The organism is Leptolyngbya sp. AN10, from assembly GCF_050565645.1.
Taxonomy (GTDB): domain Bacteria; phylum Cyanobacteriota; class Cyanobacteriia; order Leptolyngbyales; family Leptolyngbyaceae; genus Leptolyngbya.
This window is the reverse complement of sequence record NZ_JBNXVP010000047.1, coordinates 1-19,137: the sequence shown is the minus strand read 5'-3', so window position 1 is coordinate 19,137 and position 19,137 is coordinate 1. Positions and strand designations below refer to the sequence as shown.

Genomic DNA, 19,137 nt, shown 5'->3' with positions numbered 1-19,137 from the left:
ATTTTTTTATTCCAATTCTGTCAGCGCTCGATTACTTGCCGCTTGCAACATTGCTTTGAGGCTCTGAGGTTCGGGATATGCAGGAGTTGGACGCTCAAACTTCAGGGGTAAATTCGTGAACTTCGGCAGAATCTCGCGACAGAAGGCATCAGCCGCCTTCGATCGATAACGAGTCGGATTAATAATGACGGATAGATTGCGCTTTACGACCACATCATCAATTCGGGCGCGATGCAACATTCCCATCTGTAATTCTTTCTCGATCGCAGAAACCGAGACAAAGGAAGCACCCAAACCGGACTGAACCGCGTTTTTGATTGCCTCGATCGAGTTCAGTTCCATCTCAATCTTGAGCCGACGAGTTTCAATCCCGCAACGTCCCAAAACTTGATCAATGACTTTCCGAATCGTGGATTGAGAATCGAGTGCAATGAACTGCAAGCGATACAAATCATCCTTCTGAATCGTTTCTAGTCGGGAGAGCGCGTGAGATGGCGGAAGAATTAATGCGAGTTCATCCTCAGCATAGGGAATAATTTCGAGGGAGTCCTGAAGCTCTGGGGAAATCTCACCCCCGATAATCGCCAAATCAATCTGACCGTTTGACACACTCCAAGACGTTCTACGTGTCGAATGAACGTGCAACTGGACTGCTACATCCGGATACTGCTGCCGAAACATGCCAATCATACGAGGTAACAAATAGGTTCCTGTTGTCTGACTGGCTCCAATGATCAGGGTTCCACCTTGAAGATTTTGCAAATCTTCGATCGCTCGGCAGGTTTCCTGACACAGCGTGAGAATCTTCTCACCATAAGATAAAAGTAAATGACCCGCCTCAGTTAATTGCGCTCGTCGCCCACCTCGATCGAACAACGGCACATCCAATTGTCGTTCTAGATTTTGGACTTGCAGACTTACCGCTGGCTGAGACACATACAAGCTATCAGCAGCCCGTTTAAAGCTACCCTCAGACGCGATCGCTTTCAAAATGCGTAACTGATCTAGAGTGAAAGGAAGGTCAGACATACGGATAAGCCTAGAAGTGTGAGGAGCTTGGAGGAAAAACACCGGGAAGTATGGAATGCGTCCACTCTAAACCGAGTTACCAGTTAGATTCTGTGAACAATTGTTAATCAAATCTAAAGAACGGTTGCGTCACCGCACCAAAACACATCTCCGTGAATAATAAACGTGGCAAGTATTGTACAGAACGATGAGCGTATCAGCCTATGAGCCAGGAAGTTATTCGAGACTTTCTGAATTTACCAGGAATTGTGGGAATCGCCCTACTGAGTGGACAGTCTCAGCCAGTTTTTTATAGTCATGATCCTGCGTTTTCTCAGGGGCAGCCAGAATTGCTCTCTCAGGGCATTCTACAAGTTGTCGAAACGATTCCACCGGAGTATGAGACGCTTGAATTTCGCTTTGCTAAAAATCAGATTGCGCTGCATCGATTGTCGAGAAATTTCATCATTCTAGTGATTAAAGATGAGTCTCAACTAGATGAGAAATTTACAGGTGCATTTCAAAACTTACGATCGTGGATTGAGCAAGATCCAAAAACTGCGATCGAGCAATTTCAAACGTTACCGACCGTACCTTTGCCGACGCTCAAAGATTTAATCGAAGCCTTTAATCAATTGAGCCAATTCACAACAAGATATCTGGGCATTGCGGTAATTACAAACTATCTAAAGTCGAGCCGTCCTGCGATCGAATGGATGGAGCAATTTCAGGTCAATCGATCGGGACAAATTACGCTAATTGGGGAACCCTCAGAGTTAGAACAATCGGTAAGCGTCCAAGAGCAAGAATGGTTTCGGCATTGGGTCGCTCAATTTATCCGCCGTTGTTCTCAAGCGGTGCGCGACTATGCTGCACTTGTCGAGCAAAACGCACTCACCGACACCCAAAAAGCCCTTTTATTGCCCTAACCCGTCATGGTGAAAACAGTCCGCCTCGAACCGATCGCTCAAGATAGCTCGATCGAAACAATGGGGAATCTCCTCTCCGTTCTGATCAATAAAGACTTAGATGTTCTAAAAGAATGTGGCGGTCGGGGAATGTGTGCGACCTGTCACGTTTACGTCAAAGATGGAATGGATTCTCTCACTCCGATTAACCGTCGAGAGCAGCGAACTTTGGAAGTGATTACTTCCTGCAAATCGAATTCCCGTCTCGCGTGTCAAGCGAGAGTGGTCGGGAGCGGAGTCGTGGTTGAACTGCCGCCAGGGATGTACATCAATTCGATCAAGGATATCGAAGCGTTAATCGGACGGAGAGCGGAACAGGATTTGCTGCACCCTTTAACCGGGCAAGTACTGGTCGAATCTGGGAAATTAATTACTCGATCGATGCTGAAAAAAATCGAGGATACAACGAGCTTCAATATGTCAAATTATTTCTCGAATTCTTCGGGCGTTTAGATCTTCTCAAATCCGGGAACGCTGCAATTAAATTCATTCCAAAAGCAATATGTTGAGCCAGATCCAGCGGTTAAGTCAAGACACCGAAGGACGCTATGCCACCGATGAAGAGCTTCGTTTTTTAGCGGATTATGCTCGATCGTATGAGTTGCGCGTCCAAACCTATCAGAAATTACAAGCCTCTGAGATGGTCATTGTCCAGCAGGTACAAGCCAAAATGAGAGCGATCGATCCAACCTTGTTCCGTCAAGGTAATGAGGATTTAACGAATAAGTGGAAACGCGATACATTGCGGGTTCTGCGGTATTCTGCGGCGGCAATGTTGATTGATGATCCAGAATCGCTAAGAGAGCGATTTCTCTTCTGGTTCCAAACGATTATGAGAGCGTTTAATGCTCAGAAAAGCTGCGGAGTTACCTACACGGTAATGCAAGACGTGATTAAACAAGTGCTAACTCCCAGTGAAGCAAGTTTAATCTTGCCTATTTTGGAAGTAAACCGTCGAATGCTTGGAACGGTTTAAGACGGTATTTGGGAAGTGCTTGGTTGTCGCTGCACCCGCCCGTGATTGAAAATCACGGTCTAGCTGAGAGAAGTCCACTAAAGGGGACTGAAATGCAGCAATCTCAAATTCTTCAGTCGGTTTCAACCGACTTTGCACCGATAGACCTGGATTTCTAATCCGGGGCGGACAATGCAAGCAACGATACTTTTCAAACAGGCTCTAAATCCGAATTTCTAAACTGGGAACACTGAAATTAATCAGCGCAACCGTTGTCGCTTCACTTTGTTTTACTCGATCGACTCCCCCGGTACAATCTATGTCGCTTATACTGTCTCACCAAACCTCCGCGAAACTGAAGAACCCAAAGAAGCACAATCACTATGGCTTCCGAGACTTCTACCAATTCGATCCAGATAAAGGCACGATCGTAGATTGGAACAATAGCCAAAACATCCTGACCTCCGAAGATTTCATTATTGGATTAGTGGAAGGACTCGAAGAAGAGGTTGGAGATGCCTCTGCTGCCACGATGTATACGATCGGGTGTGAATGGGGTCAGAAAGATGCCTTCTTCTTTGAGAAATGGTTCGAGAAAGAATACGATCGACCGATGCGCCAAACCAATCTAATGTTTCTATTGGAAACTTGGTGGTGGTCGTTTACGGCTCAAGGTTGGGGACGATGGGAAGTTGACTTGGGCGATCGTAAACAAGGTTTCATGTTCATTAATGTGTTTGATTCCGCAGTGGCTCGAACGCTTGGCGATGTGGGTAAACCTGTTTGTTTCTTGTACGCTGGACTGTTCGCGGGCTTCTTTACGGAACTTGTGAAAAAACAGCTTAGTTGCATTGAAATCCAGTGCTATTCGATGGGCGAAACCTACTGTAAATTTCTCCTTGGTGGACAAGAGCGGATTGATGCGGCATCGTTTTGGCTGAATGAAGGTGCAACGGCAAGAGACATTGAAAAACGGCTCAGAGCAGGAGAACTCAAATGATTCCGACGCTCGCCCCCAACGATACTCAGATTTGGCTCCATTCTTCAGTTCAATCTTTTTTTACAACCTGCAATTGGGAAAATAAGCCCGTTGCCACGACTCCAGAAATTCAACGTCTTGAACAAGCAGTCACGATCGAATCCGTGACTGAACTCTCTTTCGATCTGCGAGTTCGGCAATTTTTCGCTGCGGTTAACTGGGATGGAAGTGCGATCGCCCCAGTTCCTTCTGTGATTGAAGAAGAACCCACGCTAGAACCTTCTGACGGCTTTACTTTGACCGATTTTTCTGATTTGTTCTGATTCCCCTAAAACGCTTATGCAATCTCCCATCGACGGCATTTTTGACGAAGCCGAAAACCGCTACCTCAAACCCGAAGAACTCCAAAGCATCGGGCAGTATGTTGCCTCGATCGCAGACCGCATGAGTGCTTATCGGGTACTGCGCGATCGAGAACTCGAACTCATCCAGCCAGCCGCTGACCAACTTCAGCTAGAAATGCCTGGAGTCGAAACCGCTGTATTAGAACGCGCCATTAAAAACGGAATGTTAACACTCCGGCATTGTGGAATGGCGATGTTGTTGAACGATCCGAACTTTGTGCAGAAGCGGCTTTTAGGTTGGTTAAAAGACTCGATCGAGCTTCATCAAGCTCACGGTGCGGATGCTGCCTTCTTCGGATTGGTGAAACAGCAGCTTTTACTGTCTCTCAATGCTCAACAAATGGCACTCTTAGAACCGTTTCTCGCTCAGGTTGAAACCGTGATGCCAGCACAAGAAGAAGAAATGCTCACCGTCGCAGGGATTTTCTAGGACTATGATTTCTGTTAGTGATTTACTGATTCACGATCGACTTCCCGCAAACTATTACGCCAGCGATGTGTATGTGCGGGGAGATTTAGAAATGGGTTTACTCGAAAGTCGTCGGGGCGATCGATTAATTTCTCTGCCTGAGACGCTGATTCAAGCGATTTATGCTGGACTGAACAAAGAAACGGGTCAGGCTTCTCGTTTGGTCTTGTTTAACTGCGGTCGCTGGTGGGGCAAAAACTTCTTTAATCGGTTCCGGGATGAAGTGAGCGATTATTATGGAACGCCGCTGGTTGAGATGCAGATGGCGGACTTTTTGCAAGCTCTGAAACAGTGTTGGATTACGTATGGATTGGGAACGGTGAGCTTGGATCAGAGTTATCACGATCGAGGTTTTTTAATCGTTGAAACTCAGAATTCGCCGTTTGCTCGATTGGTGGAAGATGCAACATTGCCGTCTTGCTATCTCGAAGCGGGAATTTTTACTTCGGTGTTTAGCCAACTTGCAGGACGAGAGTTACATTGTGTGCAAACGCGCTGTGAATCGATGGGAGCCGAAAGCAATTTATTTGTGATTGGCTTGCAGAAGCGGTTAGACCCTGCTGAGATTTTGGTCGAAAAACAGCTTGACCACGAATCGATTTTGCCTCGTCTGTTTGTTTAGTTCGAGGTGAATGGCGGATGTGTCTACCCTGTTAGGTTCTGAAACGAAACGATCGAATTATCGAATTTTGGGATTAGTGGGTCGGGGGCAATTTGGGCGGGTTTATTGTGCGCTCGATCGCCAGACAGGTGAATTTGTCGCGCTCAAAGCGCTCGATCGGGCGGCTCTCCCAACGCATCAATTTCTGAGAGAATTGCGCTTTCTCGTGACGCTTCAGCATCCCAATATTGTGATGTGTCAAGCGATCGAGCATTTCCAGGGAAAGCGCTATCTCGTGATGGATTATTGTGAGAGCGGAACGCTCAGACAGTTGATGGAAAATCATCAGCGGTTACATCCTGCCTTGAGTGTGAAATTAATCTGTGATGTGCTGGCGGGATTGGAACACGCACACAGCCAAGGAGTGGTTCACTGCGACATTAAGCCGGAGAACATTTTGCTGAGTCTGAGTCCGGAGGGCTGGATTGCAAGAATTTCGGATTTTGGCATTTCGCGGCTGAGTCAAGACATTTCACCTGAACCTGCGAATTTGACTGGATCGCCTGCGTATATGGCTCCGGAGCGGTTTTATGGACAGTACTCGCATTCGACTGATTTATATGCGATCGGGATTTTATTATTTGAGTTGCTTGTGGGATATCGTCCGTTTTCGGGATTGCCAGCGGAATTAATGGCAGCGCACCTCAACGATCGAGTAAAAATTCCAGCCCATATTCCCGCTCCAATTCAAGGCGTGATTTTTACGGCGCTTGAGAAATTGAAGGCGCGGCGATTTCAGTCAGCGGCTCAGATGCGAGAAGCACTTTTAGCAGCGGTTGAAGGTCGATCGGAATTCTACAGAAACGAGTTAGCGACTGCGATCGTGCCTAAAGTTCATTCCGCAATCGTACTGCGAGAAGAACGATCGAACTATCCGATCGAACTCATTGGAATTGTCGAAGATACTCCGCTGCCTGAATACGATCGCTATCTGCGTCGATCGATGACGATTTTTCTCGGTGAAGATCAGACACTCATGGCGCGATCGTATCCGATGGGATTTTTCGATCGGCGTGATGGAAAAGCTTTATCCGTTATGACGATCGCGGAACCGATTCGAGAATTAATTGTGCGATCGCAAACTTGTTTCGCGGTGACAGAGCGATCGATTTACAAACTTTCAGAACAAGCTCCGCAGTTATTAACTCGATTGCATCAAAACTCTCGAATTGCGATCGCGCCAGATAGACGGTGGATGGCAGTAGCAACTCTTGGAAGTTGTAATACTGCAAAACTCTTGAGCGTTTGGACGCTTCCACAAGCGAAATTATTACAGCGTCCAACAATTTGCGAATCTGGTTTGGGTGAATTAATTGCGATCGTGGCGTTGAGCGCTCGGCACATTGCGCTGATTTCAGGAGACGAGCAATCCACTCGGCTCGATCTATTCAACCGTCGCGGACGGAAGTTTGGCACACTCAATTTACCCATTCAACTCAAGCAAATTTTCTCAACCTCGCAGCCTTATTGTTTCGTTGGCATCGAGCACGAACAGGATCGCTCGATCGTCTTGATTCACCTCAAGCCTTATCGATTGATTCGGATCGCGATCGCGATTTCTCCCAAGTTTGTCGCTGCTTTCTCTTGGGGCGTGGTGGTTTGCAGTGAGAATCAATTGATCGCTCTCAATTACGAAGGGGAACAGATTGGACGATCGAGCATTCCGATTCATACGTGCGCGATCGCGGCTTATGGAGAAAATGGATTAGCGATCGCGACCTGGCATCAAGCACAAAGCAAACTCTATACGCTGAACCTTGAGTCGATTCGTACCGCAAACTTGTAATCTAGATCTAGTCTTCAGAGTTAGTAAGATATGGGTTTTGACTGGTTAACTCCTAGCCATTTCATTATGTTTGGGTGGCTTGTGGGGTTTGCGATCGCGCATAGTGGTTTGGCATCGTTGCGAATGGCGGCAGAAAAACGAATCGGTGCAAGACTGTATCGGGTGATTTTTGCGCTTGTCAGTTTGGGAATTGCGGTTCCGATGCTGATTTATTTTTTCAATCATCGGTACGACGGATTACAGCTTTGGAACGTTCAAGGAATTCCGGGCGTGTCCGAATCGGTTTGGATACTGTCGGCAATTTCGTTTCTGTTTCTCTATCCAGCGACTTTTAACCTGTTAGAGATCGCAGCGGTGCAAAAACCGCAAGTGCATTTGTACGAAACTGGAATTATTCGGATTACCAGACATCCGCAAATGGTCGGACAGATTATTTGGTGCATTGCTCATACAGTATGGATTGGGACAAGTTTTATGATCGTCACCTCGATCGCGCTGATTTTGCATCACTTATTTGGGGTGTGGAACGGCGATCGACGATTGACCCTAAGATTTGGCGAGGCGTTTGAAGCCGTGAAAGCTAGAACCTCGATCCTTCCGTTTGGAGCGATCGCCCAAGGCAAACAGACGCTGGAACTCAAAGAATTTTTACGTCCTGCATACCTTGGCGTGGCGGCATTTACGCTGTTGTTTTGGTGGCTTCACCCTCTTGTAATTCGTGCATCTGGGAACGTACCCTGGTAGCATGATCCCAAGTCTTAGTAAAAAACAAATAATATCTTTGGAGAACTATGCAAGCAGGAATTAGTGAAGGGGCGTTTCAGCAAGAGGTTCTTGAGTCAGCGACCCCGGTTCTTGTGCATTTTTGGGCACCTTGGTGTAGCATCTGTCGGCTGATCGAGCCATCGCTGAATTTACTTTTGAAGGAGTATGGAGGGCGATTAAAGCTTGTCGGCATTAACGCAGATGACAATTTAAAGCTGGCTAGTCGGTATCGGATTACAACCTTGCCGACGGTGCTGCTGTTTGAAGGTGGTCAAGTGTTGCATCGCTTGGATAGCTATCAACGGCGTGAGGAGTTACGATCGATTCTTCAAGAAATTTTGGTCGCGCCTGTAAGCGTGAAAGTGAAGAGTCTATAGTCACGACTAAAAAATAATTTGAGAGCGGTCGAACTAAATTCGATCGCTTTTTTATTGGTGATTTCAGTATGTGTTCATTTGGCGATCGTGAGTAGGACTGTCCGGATACGGGATTACACTGGGTGTAGATTCATTTCGGGTAGAAAAACATGTTTTAATCGACACGCTACTCCGCCGTTTATCGTGTGTCTCCAAATGCGTATCAATACTTTAGCTGTCTTGATTCACGCGCTTTTTTCTATATTTGCGCCCCCAGTTACGGTTGCTCAAATTGTGCCTGATAGCACATCTGATTCTAAAGTTACGTCTTCACCAAATAATACTCAACTTTTAATTACCGGAGGTAGCGCGGAAAGTCGTAATTTGTTTCATAGTTTCGATCGCTTTTCGCTAGGTTCAGGACAGAAGGCAATTTTTGCGCCTGATAGCTCGATCGCGAACATTATCACGCGGGTAACAGGTACGGAAGCCTCTCGAATCGATGGCACGATCGCGGTAAATGGCAACGCGAATTTATTTTTCATCAATCCGAATGGAATCGTCTTTGGACAGAATGCTTCATTGGCGATCGCGGGTTCATTTTTTGCATCTACTGATCCAGGGTGGCGATTTACCGATAGCGTGAATCAATCTAAGCCGCCTTTGTTGACGATCAGTGCGCCGATCGTGAATCTGGGGAACTTGAACGTCGGCGGGGATTTGTCGATCGTGGCTGGAACGGTTTCAGGTTCAGGACAGTTCACCGCTGGAAATCGGATTGGAATTACGACGAATACCCTGACGCTCGATCGAGCAAGAATTTCAGCCCCGAATGGAATTGGTTTGGATGTTCAAGATGCCACCTTGAGCGACAGTCGAATTGATTCAACGGTTGGCGATATTGATGTTAATGCTCGATCATTCACACTTCTGAACGGTGCAACGATTAATACAAGCATTCCAGCGAATTCACAAGGTCGATCAGGGAACATCAATCTCAATATTCAAGATACGCTGACAATTCTCGGTCAATCTCCAAGTGGAACTCCAAGCGGCATTACCAGTACGATCGACGGACAAGGAATTGGCGGAAACATCACGATTCGTGGTGATTCGCTGCAAATGTCGGGCGGGAGTCAGATTTTTACGGTTTTGAATGGAACGGGTCAGAGTGGCTCGATCGATATCGCGACGAGGAATGATGTTCAGCTACTAGGTGCGGGCAGTCAGCAAACCAGAATTGGGAGTGCTGTAACTTCAGAAGGAATTGGGCAAGGTGGCGATATTCGGATTACGGCGCAAACGGTTTCGTTATTCGATCGAGCCAAGATTGATGTTTATACGGACGGTGCGGGAACTGGAGGCGGAATTAATGTAACGGCACGCGATCGCATTTTGATTCAAGGCACTGGAATCGTTGATCCGATTTGGACAGAATTGCTCTCGACTTTGCTTGTGAGTCAGAACTTGACCTTTTATGACGGTTTAGTTAGAGATCAAGGTCGGATTTTGTTTCCTATCAGCGATGTGATTGCTTCTACAACTAAACAGACAGGTGTGTTAGCAGGATCAGCAACAGGGCGAACCGGAGCAATTCAGCTAAACGCACCGAACATTGCGATCGTCGATCAAGCATTGATTTCTTCCAATAACTGGAGAATTGGAGATAGTGGAACGATTCGACTGAACGCAACTGAAAACATCTTAGTGAAAGATAGCTATCTGTTTGCCAGTGTGTTGATTGGAAGAGGAGCCGATCTAGATATTGATACACCGAACCTTCGATTAGATCAAAGCAAGATTGTTGCAGGAACAGGATATGCCACAGGTGGAACGATTACGCTGAATGTTCCTAACGTGTTGCTATTGCGAAATGGAAGTACGATCGCGGCTCGATCCTATAACAACGCTGATGGCGGCAATGTCAATATTAATGCGGGATTGATTGTTGCAAAATCGAATGAGAACAGCGATATTATTGCGAATGCCTCTGAGGGTCGAGGCGGCAACATTCAGATTACGGCTCGATCGATGTTTGGCATTAAAAATCGATCCGTACAAACGACTGAAAGCGATATTAGTGCGAGTTCCAGGTTTGGGATGAGTGGAGAAGTGAAACTGACTGTTCTTCAGTCTGATCCAGGTTCTGAAGCGGTGAAGCTGCCAACAGAAGTAACCGATAGTTCGACTCAAATTGATCAAACTTGTTCGGCTCGATCGAGAATTAATAGTTTTACGAGAACTGGACGGGGTGGAATTGCTCCAGATTTAGCTGAAAGTAATCGATCGACTCCGGTTTGGATTGATAGTCGAAGTTCTCAAAGTTCTGCGGTTGTAGAGAAAGATACTCAGATTGTTGAAGCGACAGGTTGGATTAGAAACTCAGCAGGTCAGATTGAGCTTGTGCATGAGGGTTCAAATGCTCAAATGATCAGTCCAGTCGTGTGTGAGCATAAACAATGAAAAGACCTTATTTAATCTGTGTTGTTTTGAGTTGCTGTTTCGTTTTGATGATTCATCAGATTGCGATCGCAGTACCAGCGCTCGAACAAGCTCAGAATTTGAACAATCAAGGGAAACAACAGCTTGAACAAGGGAAACCCGATCGCGCTTTGCAACTTTGGCAACAGTCAGAAGCACTTTATCAACAGTCTGGAGATACGATCGGTGTTTTTGGAACTCGATTAAATCAAGCAAAAGCGTTACAGGCACTCGGATTGTATCGTCGTAGTCAAGAACTGCTGATTGCAATCGAACAATCTTTGCGATCGCAGTCCGATTCAGCACTCAAAGCAAATACTTTACTGACTTTGGGTAACGGGTTTCGATTGTTGGGGAATTTAGAGCGATCGCAACAGTCATTACAAGAAAGCTATGACATTGCAAAACGGCTTCGATCTCTGCCAGATTTACAAGCCGCAGTCTTTCATTTAGGCAATACGTTCACAGTTCAGAAGCAATACAAATCGGCACAATCCGCCTATCAAGAAGCGATTCAAATTCCTGGATCTCTAAAAGTAACAGCACAGATCCAACTCGTTAAGCTCTTGTTAAAAACACAACAGAATGCAAGTACCTTGATCAATTCTATTCAGCTTAAAGATGCTACTACGTATGAAAAGATTGAGTTTGCTCGATTAATCAAGAACAGTGAACCTAAGAAAGCGGCTCAGTTGTTAGCTCGATCGTCTCAAGAAGCACAGCAAATGAACAACGATCGAGCAGCATCATTTGCGATCGGGGAATTGGGTCACTTGTATGAACACACACAACAATGGCAAGAGGCACAGCAACTCACACAAAAAGCACTTAACATTGCAAAAAGCGTTCAAATACCAGAGCTTTCTTATCAATGGGAATGGCAGTTAGGGCGGATTCTCGTCGCAAAAAAGGAACTACAAGCCGCGTCTCAGTCTTACATACAAGCAATCACCACTCTACAATCGCTGCGCCAAGATTTGATTGCGATCGACCAAGATATTCAATTCTCATTTCGCGAACAAGTGGAACCTGTTTACCGAGAATTCGTTGATCTGCTGCTGCGTGGAACAGTTTCTCAGGACACTCTCAAACAAGCTCGTCAAACGATCGAAGCTCTACAGCTTGCAGAATTGAACAATTTCTTCAGAGAAGCTTGTCTAGATACGGTTCCAAGAGCCGTAGATGAGATGGATCAAAAAGCTGCGGTCATCTATCCGATTATTTTGCCCGATCGATTAGAAATCATTGTCTCACTCCACAATCAACCGCTTCAGCGTTACACCACTGTAGTTCCTCAAGCTCAAGTGGAAACAGTGATCAATCAAATGGTTCAATCGATGCGAGTCACTTCATTTCCCCAAGAGCGATTTGCGGTTGCACAACAGTTATATCAATGGTTAGTTCAACCCGCGATCGCATCACTTCAGCAACAGTCGATCAAAACCTTAGTCTTTGTGATGGATGGAGAGTTACGACGAATCCCGATCGCGGCTTTGCACAATGGACAGAACTATCTGATTGAACAGTATGCGATCGCGGTAACACCCAGCTTACGATTGTTCCGCTCAGGTGCGATCGCGTCAAAACAACCTCGCGCGATCATTGCAGGATTAAGCGAAGCGACTCAAGGAATTGATCCTTTACCTGGAGTTCAGCAGGAAATTGAGCAAATCAGTCAGAGGCTTGCTGCAACTATCTTGATCAATCAGAGCTTTACAGTACGATCGCTCTCGGCAAAGCTTCGATCAAATTCTGCTCAAATCGTTCACCTTGCAACACATGGTCAATTTGGTTCGACCGCGCAAGACACGTTTATTCAAGCTTGGGACGGCAAGCTGAATTTGAATGATTTGCAGGCGATGTTAACTCAGCGGAACTCAGAAAATCCGATCGAGCTTTTAGTTCTTAGTGCTTGTGAAACAGCAAAAGGAGACAAACGAGCAGCGCTAGGAATGGCGGGAGTTGCAGTGCGATCGGGTGCTCGAAGTACTTTAGCAACGCTTTGGAGAGTCAACGATTTATCAACGGCAATGCTCGTTAAAGAATTCTATGCTCAGTTTACATCTGGAAAAGTTTCGCGATCGCAAGCACTTCGACAAGCTCAACTTAATTTACTGAACCAAAAGAAATATGATCACCCATTTTACTGGGCATCTTTTGTTCTGGTTGGCAACTGGCAATAAGCTGAAGTTTCATCAAAGCTTCATCTCTTTTATCTGAGAAACAAAATACACTAAGTACGCTCAAGACAATTTCTTCCCATCATTATGAAAGCTCCGAAGTCTCTCAATTCAGCATCGTTACTCGCAGGTTCATTGATTGTTACTTTAAGCACAATTAGCTTTTCTAAAGTAACTCTAGCCCAATCGATCGAGCCACCCGCTGGACTGCCTGCCCCTCAAACAACCACCAGCGGTGGAAGTCGTCCAAGCGATCGTGCTTGTGTCCAATCCTCAAAATCAATGCCATTGACCGCGATCGCATCTCGCCAGTCGGTCGGACTCACGATGCACGATCGACCGACGGTTTGGGTATATCTCTCACCTACGCAAGCGAAGACTCTTGAATTCAGCTTGTTTGACCAGAATCGGAAAGGCATTTATCAAACGACGATCGATATCAACAATCGAACTGGCTATGTCGCGATCGCGATCCCTTCTTCTGCGCCTGCATTGAACCAAAATCAGCCGTATTACTGGACAGCCGCGCTCGTTTGCAATCCGAATGATCGAACTAGCGATTGGATTACGGGGGGCTGGATTCAACAGCAAGCGATTAATCCCGTTCTTCAACAGCAATTGAATCGAGCGACTGTCATTGAGCAGATTCGATTGATTGCGAAGGCTGGATTTTGGTACGAAGCGGTTGATACTTATTTGCGATCGCAGCAAGCTAACCCGAACGATCCGCAACTCACTCAAGTTTGGGCGGAATTGGTGAGGACTGGGAATTTGAAAGGGTTAATCTCTCAAGCCAATACAAGTTATAAGGATTAAGGACGGTGACAGCGGCGATGCAGTTCTCGAACCTGCTCGGAAAGTTCGGGAACTGGACCCTCTACTACCAATTGAGGAACGATCTCTTGAATGGGTAGCGATCGTACCGGAAGTGCAGGGACTCCTAATTCAGTCAGCCAAGTTGTCAACTGTGCAGACGAGGCAACATACACAATTCGACCTAGACCGACCCACCCGTGAGCCGCCGCACACATCGGACAATGTTCACCAGACGTAAAAACCGTTGCTGCTGCACGTGCTTCAGGAGACAGATTTTCTGCCGCCCAACGTGCGATCGCAAATTCAGGATGGCGGGTCTGGTCTCCTGAACCAACGCGATTGCGATCCTCAAACAGAACGGTTCCATCAGCGGCAACCAGAACGGAACCAAACGGTTCGTCGCCTGCTTCTAGTGCTTCGGTTGCCAGTTCTACACAGCGACGCAAATGCTGTAATTCAATGTTGGTTAGCATAGTGTGATCTTCGCGATACATCATCCCTGAAGTATCTTCCTACAGTTTCCGAGGGCTGCCATCTCTCCTCCGCCACTTGGAGAAAATTGGAATTTGCGACACGATCGACAAATTGAAAACAATTCCCTCGGTCGATCGCGTCAAGGAACCTGAAGCATCGTCGCAAAGAGTCTCAGGGTCGATCGCTGCGATCCGAATTGCGCTTTGCTCCTCGATCGACTAACAGTTTAATAATTTGAGTGCGATCCTGTTCTCCGCTCGTAATCACACCTGTTGTCGCATCCAAAGCTTGATCTCCCACTTCTGCGATCAGTGCTTTGCCATCATCAGGAGTGGCAGCAATCAGCAGTTTCATCGTGTCCAGTCTTCCCCAAAACGCTGCCTCTACTAAGCTCGCTCCGTCAGGTTTTGCACCTGCTTGCAAAAGTATGTTCACCTGTTTTGGTTCTCTCGCCCAGTACAAAGCGGACTGTCCTTTAGGATTGCGAACATTTACCGATGTACCTACTTGAATTAAAGCCTGGAGTTCATTGAGTAATCCATACTGCGCTGTTTTAATCACCAGTTGTTCGCGTGTGTTTTGCACCTCTCCACGCTGGGCTGGAGCAAACACATAAGGATCAGTTCCTTGATAATCAACTCTACCGAAGAATAGACCGCAAACCCAAAGTAGAATTGGAACTAAAACAGCAATTCCTGCTGCTTGCTTTGCTGGGAGCGATCGCCAAAGCAATAAGCTACTCCCCCCGATCGCGGCGCAAATCAAAACGATTATTCCAGTTCGACTGGCAAGAATCAGTGCAAGACTCGCAACGGCTTCCGGGAGCAGAGATAGCCATGCCAGAATCAGAATGCAGTTCAAGCCCCAAAACGCAAAAGCAGAAAAGCCCCAAATTGGAATGACAAGAAATCGAAGTGCATAAACCCATCTGCTTGTTCTAGACATAATCTAAACCTTAGTACTGAGTCTATTGAGATTGAACTATGCTGATGAGTTCCTGCCTATCCTCCAGTTTTGTAGGCGGCACAGTGTGTTTATGTAAAACAAAAAAGCGATCGCGTTAATGCGATCGCTCTCTTTCTCTAAGTTGGACCTTAGAGGATGTTTGAGAAGGATAAAAAGCGGCTTTGCTGCGTTGCGAGTCCGCCCGGAAATGAATCTCCGGGCTAATGGAGGAAACCCCGCTGAAGCGGACTAAGAGCGTAATACGGAGTTCTTAGCCCAGTTTAGTGGGCTTCCCCCGATTAGCCCGGAGATTTATTTCCGGGCGGGTGAATGCGATCAACGATTACTTCTCAAACATCCTCTTAGACCGTCATAATGTCTTTTTCTTTCTCTGCTAAAACCTTTTCAACTTCAGCAATATACTTATCAGTCAGCTTCTGAATTTTCTCTTGAGTATCACGAGATTGGTCTTCAGAAATCTCCTTATCCTTTTCCTGTTTCTTCACCGCATCAACACCATCGCGTCGAATATTTCGGATCGAAACTTTGCCCGCTTCCGCATATTTCGCCGCCAGTTTGACCAATTCCTTGCGTCGATCGCTAGTTAACGGTGGAATATTCAACCGAATCGATTGACCGTCATTATTCGGTGTTAAACCGATATCTGAGAGTGAAATCGCTTTCTCGATCGAGTTCATCGCACTGCGATCGTAGGGTTGAATTTGAATCGTCGTCGAATCGGGCGTAGAGATGTTTGCCAACTGTTTCAGCGGCGTGTCTGAGCCGTAATATTCAACAACGATTTTATCGAGCAAGCTCGAATTGGCGCGACCTGTTCGGATTGTATTGAAATCCCGACGAACCGAATCGATCGCCTTTTTCATGTGGTCTTCAACATCAGCAAACTTCACAAAAACCTCCGACAATGGTTCCGATAGATTCTCCTGTGACTGCCCGCTTAACATTTCCGCGCACAGACAAGTCAAATACGATAATGGGGATATTGTTATCTTTGCACAATGCGATCGCTGTGCTGTCCATCACCTGCAAATCCTGCGTTAAAACGTGCGAGTAGGTTAAACTCTTGAACCGTTTGGCATCTGGATTTTTCTTCGGATCAGAATCATATACCCCATCTACCTTTGTAGCTTTAAACAAGACCTCTGCATTGATCTCAGCGGCTCTGAGGGCAGCGGTCGTATCCGTGGTGAAGAACGGATTACCAGAACCCGCCCCAAAGACAACGACTCTACCTTTTTCCAAATGCCGGATTGCGCGACGGCGGATATACGGTTCCGCCACTTCTTGCATTGCGATCGCGGTTTGGACTCTGGTTTGAATGCCGATTTGCTCTAGGGCATCTTGCAGCGTCATGGCGTTCATGACTGTGGCAATCATGCCGATATAGTCAGCGGTGGCGCGTTCCATGCCTGCGGCTGCACCCTTTATTCCCCGGAAAATATTCCCACCGCCAACCACGATCGCGACTTGAATTCCTTCGTTGACTAATTCTGCCACTTCTTCAGCAATGCCATGAACGACGGCAGGATCAATCCCATACGATAGCTCTCCCATCAGAGCTTCGCCGCTAAGTTTGAGCAGAATCCGCCGATACGTGACTCCCATGTATTTTTTTGTCGATAGTTGTTTCCAACTAAAGATAGCAGTTGATCGGAATTTTGTGACCAGTTTGGCGATCGAGTCGTAACTTTTTTAGACGTAAGAAAATTCGAGAATAGCGTTTGCAGTGAGTTCGGGTTTTTCGAGGTGGGGAACGTGTCCGCACTGTTTGATCCAGATGAGTTTGCTGTTTGCGATCGCGCTTTCAAACCGTTTCGCATCTTTCGTTCCAAGGATTTTGTCCGAATCGCCCCAAAGGATTAATGTCGGGCAAGTAATTTCAGAAATTCGATCGCTCAAGAAGTTGTAGCCGCCACTTTTTGTGAATGTAATTAAAGCTTCGTTCCAGCGAGACAATTTCAGGTGTAAAGCAGCACAAAGCTCCGCGTCTTCCGTGACAAAGTTTGGATCGTAGTAAGCTTTGAGACTGACGCTTTTCCGTACATTCGGTTTTCTTAAAAACTCGGTAGCGAGATAGCCTAAAGGCGGAATGAGAAATTTACCGATCGCAGGTCCCGCTGCAAATCCAGCACTATCAAGTAGAACGAGCTTTGAGACTGCATCGGGATGAGAGAGGGTGAAATCGATCGCGGCTGCTCCTCCCATTGATGCCCCGACTAAAATCACAGGTTGAGCAATCTTCTCTTTCCAAAAATCATAGAGATGCGTTTTGATTGCTTCTGGGCTGAAAGGGACGTTTTTGGGTCGATCGGTAAATCCAAATCCGAGTAAATCAACTATCCAAGTATCGTGATGTTCTGCAAGCTTCGGTAACAATCGGCGGAATTCAAACACTGAACTATCGAAGCCGTGAATGAGCAGGATTGGAATACCGCCTGTGCCTTGATGCACGTATGCAGTTCCGATCGATTCTAGACTGATTGAAGTGGGAATCGGCGATCGACGAATTTGACGCGCAAGAGCGATCGAGGTTTCTTCAGTGAGTTGAGCAACTTCGGACGGGAGAAAGCTTTCAAACATTATCAATACAAGAGATGCGGCTTCTACATTATTGTAAAACGATGTTTGCGCTTACCTAGCAACGTGGACTGAATCAGCTTCTTTCTCAGCATTTCCCGCAGCAATGAAGCGACAGCGAGTAGTCTTACTGAGAAAATCGCGACGTTTGTGGTGAATGTCGTAATGTTTGTGATGAATGTCGTAATGTTTGTGATGAATGTCGTAATGTTTGTGATGAATGTCGTAATGTTTGTGATGAATGTCGTAATGTTTGTGATGAATGTCGTAATGTTTGTGATGAATGTCGTAATGTTCGTGGTGAATGCTGCGGTTTTCACGAAGAACGGTTTAACGATCGTGGTGACAGGTTGAACGGATACGACGACAGGTTGAATGGATGCGACGACAAGCGAAGCGGATACGGTTCTGGCTGCGAACGAAGTTGAATCGAGTTATTTGTTGGGAAATTTGCATTTGACCTCGATTTCAAAGTTACCTTCGCTGTTTGCTTCAGCCAGGAAGGGAGTGCCATTCTAGAGCACAATTAATTCAACATTCAGCCCCAAAACCTGCCCACTCTGAGCTAATCCGACATCCGCTGTTGTTATCTTCGTTTCAGATTTATGCGCGATCGCTAAATGTAAAGCATCCAGTGTTCTCAACGCTGTATCGAATCGGCAAATCCAGTCTCGCGCCCACTGATAATGAATGAACCGCTTCAATCTGTAATCGCTGGTAGATTCCTGCATCTAAATCCGACTGAAAATCGATCGAGATCTGCTGTGCTTCATCTAACGTTAATTGCCGTTGTCGCACCTTTCGGGACAAGGCAGAATAGAATTCCACTTCAGTCAAATTGCTAATTATCAGTTCAACTTCTTGTAGCAAAACTTCGTCAACGCGATTACTTAGAGGCTCTGTACAATATGCTGGAACAATAATACTTGTATCCAAATAGCTCAAAATCGTTCCTCTTGCCGCATTTCAATCACCGTTTGTTCTCCATGACTGACCGAAACCCTAGCTCGACGTTGGCGCAATTGATCGACCCACTGCGATCGCGATCGACTGCGTGAAATGGAAGAGTCTTCATGCGAAAGATCTGGCAGAATCGATTTCAAGTATTGAAGCGTTTGCTCTACGGCGCTATCAGGTGCTGTCTCTAGCACTTTGAGAAGTTCATCCTTAGTGATGTAGAAAAGTCCTGAAACGATTAGTTTATCGAGAGTCTTATGTGAGACAAGAATAGCTTGGGCGGGGCAAATTGTGAGATGCTCAAGTTCCTACACCAAAGCAATCTTATGCAGTTG

The 19,137-nt window shown here is 46.3% G+C and carries 22 protein-coding genes; 14 read left to right on the top strand and 8 right to left on the bottom strand.

Features of this window, described 5'->3' with window-relative positions; translation table 11 throughout:
* Window positions 1-6: 6 nt before the first annotated feature.
* Window positions 7-1,029, bottom strand: coding sequence for a LysR family transcriptional regulator (locus ACQ4M5_RS35625; RefSeq protein ID WP_430680532.1), 1,023 nt, complete (start codon window positions 1,027-1,029; stop codon window positions 7-9).
* Window positions 1,030-1,232: 203 nt separating this feature from the next.
* Between ACQ4M5_RS35625 and ACQ4M5_RS35620 the strand changes: the two genes are divergently transcribed.
* From ACQ4M5_RS35620 to ACQ4M5_RS35560, 13 genes are all read left to right on the top strand, one after another.
* Entirely contained in the window at window positions 1,233-1,937 is a 705-nt protein-coding gene (locus ACQ4M5_RS35620) for a hypothetical protein (protein ID WP_430680531.1), read from the top strand.
* Window positions 1,938-1,943: 6 nt separating this feature from the next.
* Window positions 1,944-2,429 (top strand): 2Fe-2S iron-sulfur cluster-binding protein, encoded by a 486-nt coding sequence (locus tag ACQ4M5_RS35615; protein ID WP_430680530.1) that lies wholly within the window; start codon window positions 1,944-1,946, stop codon window positions 2,427-2,429.
* Between the two features lie 49 nt (window positions 2,430-2,478).
* Window positions 2,479-2,952, top strand: a complete 474-nt coding sequence (locus ACQ4M5_RS35610; RefSeq protein WP_430680529.1) for a phycobilisome protein — start codon at window positions 2,479-2,481, stop codon at window positions 2,950-2,952.
* 298 nt (window positions 2,953-3,250) lie between these two features.
* Complete coding sequence (locus ACQ4M5_RS35605) at window positions 3,251-3,931, top strand: V4R domain-containing protein (RefSeq protein ID WP_430680528.1); 681 nt, start codon at window positions 3,251-3,253, stop codon at window positions 3,929-3,931.
* Window positions 3,928-4,233 (top strand): hypothetical protein, encoded by a 306-nt coding sequence (locus tag ACQ4M5_RS35600; RefSeq protein ID WP_430680527.1) that lies wholly within the window; start codon window positions 3,928-3,930, stop codon window positions 4,231-4,233. The genes ACQ4M5_RS35605 and ACQ4M5_RS35600 overlap by 4 nt, the downstream gene beginning before the upstream one ends.
* 16 nt (window positions 4,234-4,249) lie before the next feature.
* Window positions 4,250-4,744, top strand: a complete 495-nt coding sequence (locus ACQ4M5_RS35595) for a hypothetical protein (protein WP_430680526.1) — start codon at window positions 4,250-4,252, stop codon at window positions 4,742-4,744.
* A 4-nt stretch (window positions 4,745-4,748) separates the two neighbouring features.
* Window positions 4,749-5,405 (top strand): V4R domain-containing protein, encoded by a 657-nt coding sequence (locus ACQ4M5_RS35590; RefSeq protein WP_430680525.1) that lies wholly within the window; start codon window positions 4,749-4,751, stop codon window positions 5,403-5,405.
* 19 nt (window positions 5,406-5,424) lie between these two features.
* The gene (locus ACQ4M5_RS35585) at window positions 5,425-7,230 is read left to right on the top strand and encodes a serine/threonine-protein kinase (protein WP_430680524.1); all 1,806 of its coding nucleotides are present in this window, start codon (window positions 5,425-5,427) and stop codon (window positions 7,228-7,230) included.
* A 30-nt stretch (window positions 7,231-7,260) separates the two neighbouring features.
* Window positions 7,261-7,974: an NnrU family protein gene (locus ACQ4M5_RS35580; RefSeq protein WP_430680523.1), complete on the top strand. Its 714-nt coding sequence runs from the start codon at window positions 7,261-7,263 to the stop codon at window positions 7,972-7,974.
* A 47-nt stretch (window positions 7,975-8,021) separates the two neighbouring features.
* Window positions 8,022-8,372: a thioredoxin family protein gene (locus tag ACQ4M5_RS35575; protein WP_430680522.1), complete on the top strand. Its 351-nt coding sequence runs from the start codon at window positions 8,022-8,024 to the stop codon at window positions 8,370-8,372.
* Window positions 8,373-8,567: 195 nt separating this feature from the next.
* Window positions 8,568-10,814: a filamentous hemagglutinin N-terminal domain-containing protein gene (locus ACQ4M5_RS35570; protein WP_430680521.1), complete on the top strand. Its 2,247-nt coding sequence runs from the start codon at window positions 8,568-8,570 to the stop codon at window positions 10,812-10,814.
* Complete coding sequence (locus ACQ4M5_RS35565; protein ID WP_430680520.1) at window positions 10,811-13,015, top strand: CHAT domain-containing protein; 2,205 nt, start codon at window positions 10,811-10,813, stop codon at window positions 13,013-13,015. The genes ACQ4M5_RS35570 and ACQ4M5_RS35565 overlap by 4 nt, the downstream gene beginning before the upstream one ends.
* An 84-nt stretch (window positions 13,016-13,099) precedes the next feature.
* Window positions 13,100-13,828, top strand: coding sequence for a DUF928 domain-containing protein (locus ACQ4M5_RS35560; protein WP_430680519.1), 729 nt, complete (start codon window positions 13,100-13,102; stop codon window positions 13,826-13,828).
* Here ACQ4M5_RS35560 and ACQ4M5_RS35555 read toward each other — a convergent pair.
* From ACQ4M5_RS35555 to ACQ4M5_RS35535, 5 genes are all read right to left on the bottom strand, one after another.
* A complete protein-coding gene (locus ACQ4M5_RS35555; protein ID WP_430680518.1) occupies window positions 13,825-14,301 on the bottom strand; it encodes a nucleoside deaminase in 477 nt (158 codons plus the stop codon). The genes ACQ4M5_RS35560 and ACQ4M5_RS35555 overlap by 4 nt on opposite strands.
* Window positions 14,302-14,473: 172 nt before the next feature.
* Window positions 14,474-15,247 carry an ankyrin repeat domain-containing protein gene (locus ACQ4M5_RS35550; RefSeq protein ID WP_430680517.1) on the bottom strand — a complete coding sequence of 258 codons (774 nt, stop codon included), beginning with the start codon at window positions 15,245-15,247 and terminating at the stop codon, window positions 14,474-14,476.
* A gap of 362 nt (window positions 15,248-15,609) precedes the next feature.
* Window positions 15,610-16,158, bottom strand: coding sequence for a ribosome recycling factor (gene frr, locus ACQ4M5_RS35545; protein WP_430680516.1), 549 nt, complete (start codon window positions 16,156-16,158; stop codon window positions 15,610-15,612).
* Window positions 16,145-16,873 carry a UMP kinase gene (gene pyrH, locus ACQ4M5_RS35540; protein WP_430680515.1) on the bottom strand — a complete coding sequence of 243 codons (729 nt, stop codon included), beginning with the start codon at window positions 16,871-16,873 and terminating at the stop codon, window positions 16,145-16,147. Before pyrH ends, frr begins: the two co-directional genes overlap by 14 nt.
* An 87-nt stretch (window positions 16,874-16,960) precedes the next feature.
* On the bottom strand, window positions 16,961-17,848 hold the full coding sequence (locus ACQ4M5_RS35535; RefSeq protein ID WP_430680514.1) for an alpha/beta fold hydrolase: 888 nt from the start codon (window positions 17,846-17,848) through the stop codon (window positions 16,961-16,963).
* Window positions 17,849-17,995: 147 nt separating this feature from the next.
* On the opposite strand from ACQ4M5_RS35535, the gene ACQ4M5_RS35530 reads away from it, so the two are divergent.
* Entirely contained in the window at window positions 17,996-18,199 is a 204-nt protein-coding gene (locus ACQ4M5_RS35530) for a hypothetical protein (protein WP_430680513.1), read from the top strand.
* A 249-nt stretch (window positions 18,200-18,448) separates the two neighbouring features.
* Here ACQ4M5_RS35530 and ACQ4M5_RS35525 read toward each other — a convergent pair whose 3' ends face one another.
* Both ACQ4M5_RS35525 and ACQ4M5_RS35520 read right to left on the bottom strand, forming a co-directional pair.
* The gene (locus ACQ4M5_RS35525) at window positions 18,449-18,790 is read right to left on the bottom strand and encodes a type II toxin-antitoxin system VapC family toxin (protein ID WP_430680512.1); all 342 of its coding nucleotides are present in this window, start codon (window positions 18,788-18,790) and stop codon (window positions 18,449-18,451) included.
* Entirely contained in the window at window positions 18,787-18,996 is a 210-nt protein-coding gene (locus ACQ4M5_RS35520) for a hypothetical protein (RefSeq protein WP_430680511.1), read from the bottom strand. The genes ACQ4M5_RS35525 and ACQ4M5_RS35520 overlap by 4 nt, the downstream gene beginning before the upstream one ends.
* Window positions 18,997-19,137 lie beyond the last annotated feature (141 nt).

What these genes read in the sequence shown, in the direction of transcription:
- ACQ4M5_RS35625 (WP_430680532.1), bottom strand. Translation starts at nt 1,029, where the DNA reads ATGTCTGACCTTCCTTTCACTCTAGATCAGTTACGCATTTTGAAAGCG.
- ACQ4M5_RS35620 (WP_430680531.1), top strand. Translation starts at nt 1,233, where the DNA reads ATGAGCCAGGAAGTTATTCGAGACTTTCTGAATTTACCAGGAATTGTG.
- ACQ4M5_RS35615 (WP_430680530.1), top strand. Translation starts at nt 1,944, where the DNA reads ATGGTGAAAACAGTCCGCCTCGAACCGATCGCTCAAGATAGCTCGATC.
- ACQ4M5_RS35610 (WP_430680529.1), top strand. Translation starts at nt 2,479, where the DNA reads ATGTTGAGCCAGATCCAGCGGTTAAGTCAAGACACCGAAGGACGCTAT.
- ACQ4M5_RS35605 (WP_430680528.1), top strand. Translation starts at nt 3,251, where the DNA reads ATGTCGCTTATACTGTCTCACCAAACCTCCGCGAAACTGAAGAACCCA.
- ACQ4M5_RS35600 (WP_430680527.1), top strand. Translation starts at nt 3,928, where the DNA reads ATGATTCCGACGCTCGCCCCCAACGATACTCAGATTTGGCTCCATTCT.
- ACQ4M5_RS35595 (WP_430680526.1), top strand. Translation starts at nt 4,250, where the DNA reads ATGCAATCTCCCATCGACGGCATTTTTGACGAAGCCGAAAACCGCTAC.
- ACQ4M5_RS35590 (WP_430680525.1), top strand. Translation starts at nt 4,749, where the DNA reads ATGATTTCTGTTAGTGATTTACTGATTCACGATCGACTTCCCGCAAAC.
- ACQ4M5_RS35580 (WP_430680523.1), top strand. Translation starts at nt 7,261, where the DNA reads ATGGGTTTTGACTGGTTAACTCCTAGCCATTTCATTATGTTTGGGTGG.
- ACQ4M5_RS35575 (WP_430680522.1), top strand. Translation starts at nt 8,022, where the DNA reads ATGCAAGCAGGAATTAGTGAAGGGGCGTTTCAGCAAGAGGTTCTTGAG.
- ACQ4M5_RS35570 (WP_430680521.1), top strand. Translation starts at nt 8,568, where the DNA reads ATGCGTATCAATACTTTAGCTGTCTTGATTCACGCGCTTTTTTCTATA.
- ACQ4M5_RS35565 (WP_430680520.1), top strand. Translation starts at nt 10,811, where the DNA reads ATGAAAAGACCTTATTTAATCTGTGTTGTTTTGAGTTGCTGTTTCGTT.
- ACQ4M5_RS35560 (WP_430680519.1), top strand. Translation starts at nt 13,100, where the DNA reads ATGAAAGCTCCGAAGTCTCTCAATTCAGCATCGTTACTCGCAGGTTCA.
- ACQ4M5_RS35555 (WP_430680518.1), bottom strand. Translation starts at nt 14,301, where the DNA reads ATGCTAACCAACATTGAATTACAGCATTTGCGTCGCTGTGTAGAACTG.
- ACQ4M5_RS35550 (WP_430680517.1), bottom strand. Translation starts at nt 15,247, where the DNA reads ATGTCTAGAACAAGCAGATGGGTTTATGCACTTCGATTTCTTGTCATT.
- pyrH (WP_430680515.1), bottom strand. Translation starts at nt 16,873, where the DNA reads ATGGGAGTCACGTATCGGCGGATTCTGCTCAAACTTAGCGGCGAAGCT.
- ACQ4M5_RS35535 (WP_430680514.1), bottom strand. Translation starts at nt 17,848, where the DNA reads ATGTTTGAAAGCTTTCTCCCGTCCGAAGTTGCTCAACTCACTGAAGAA.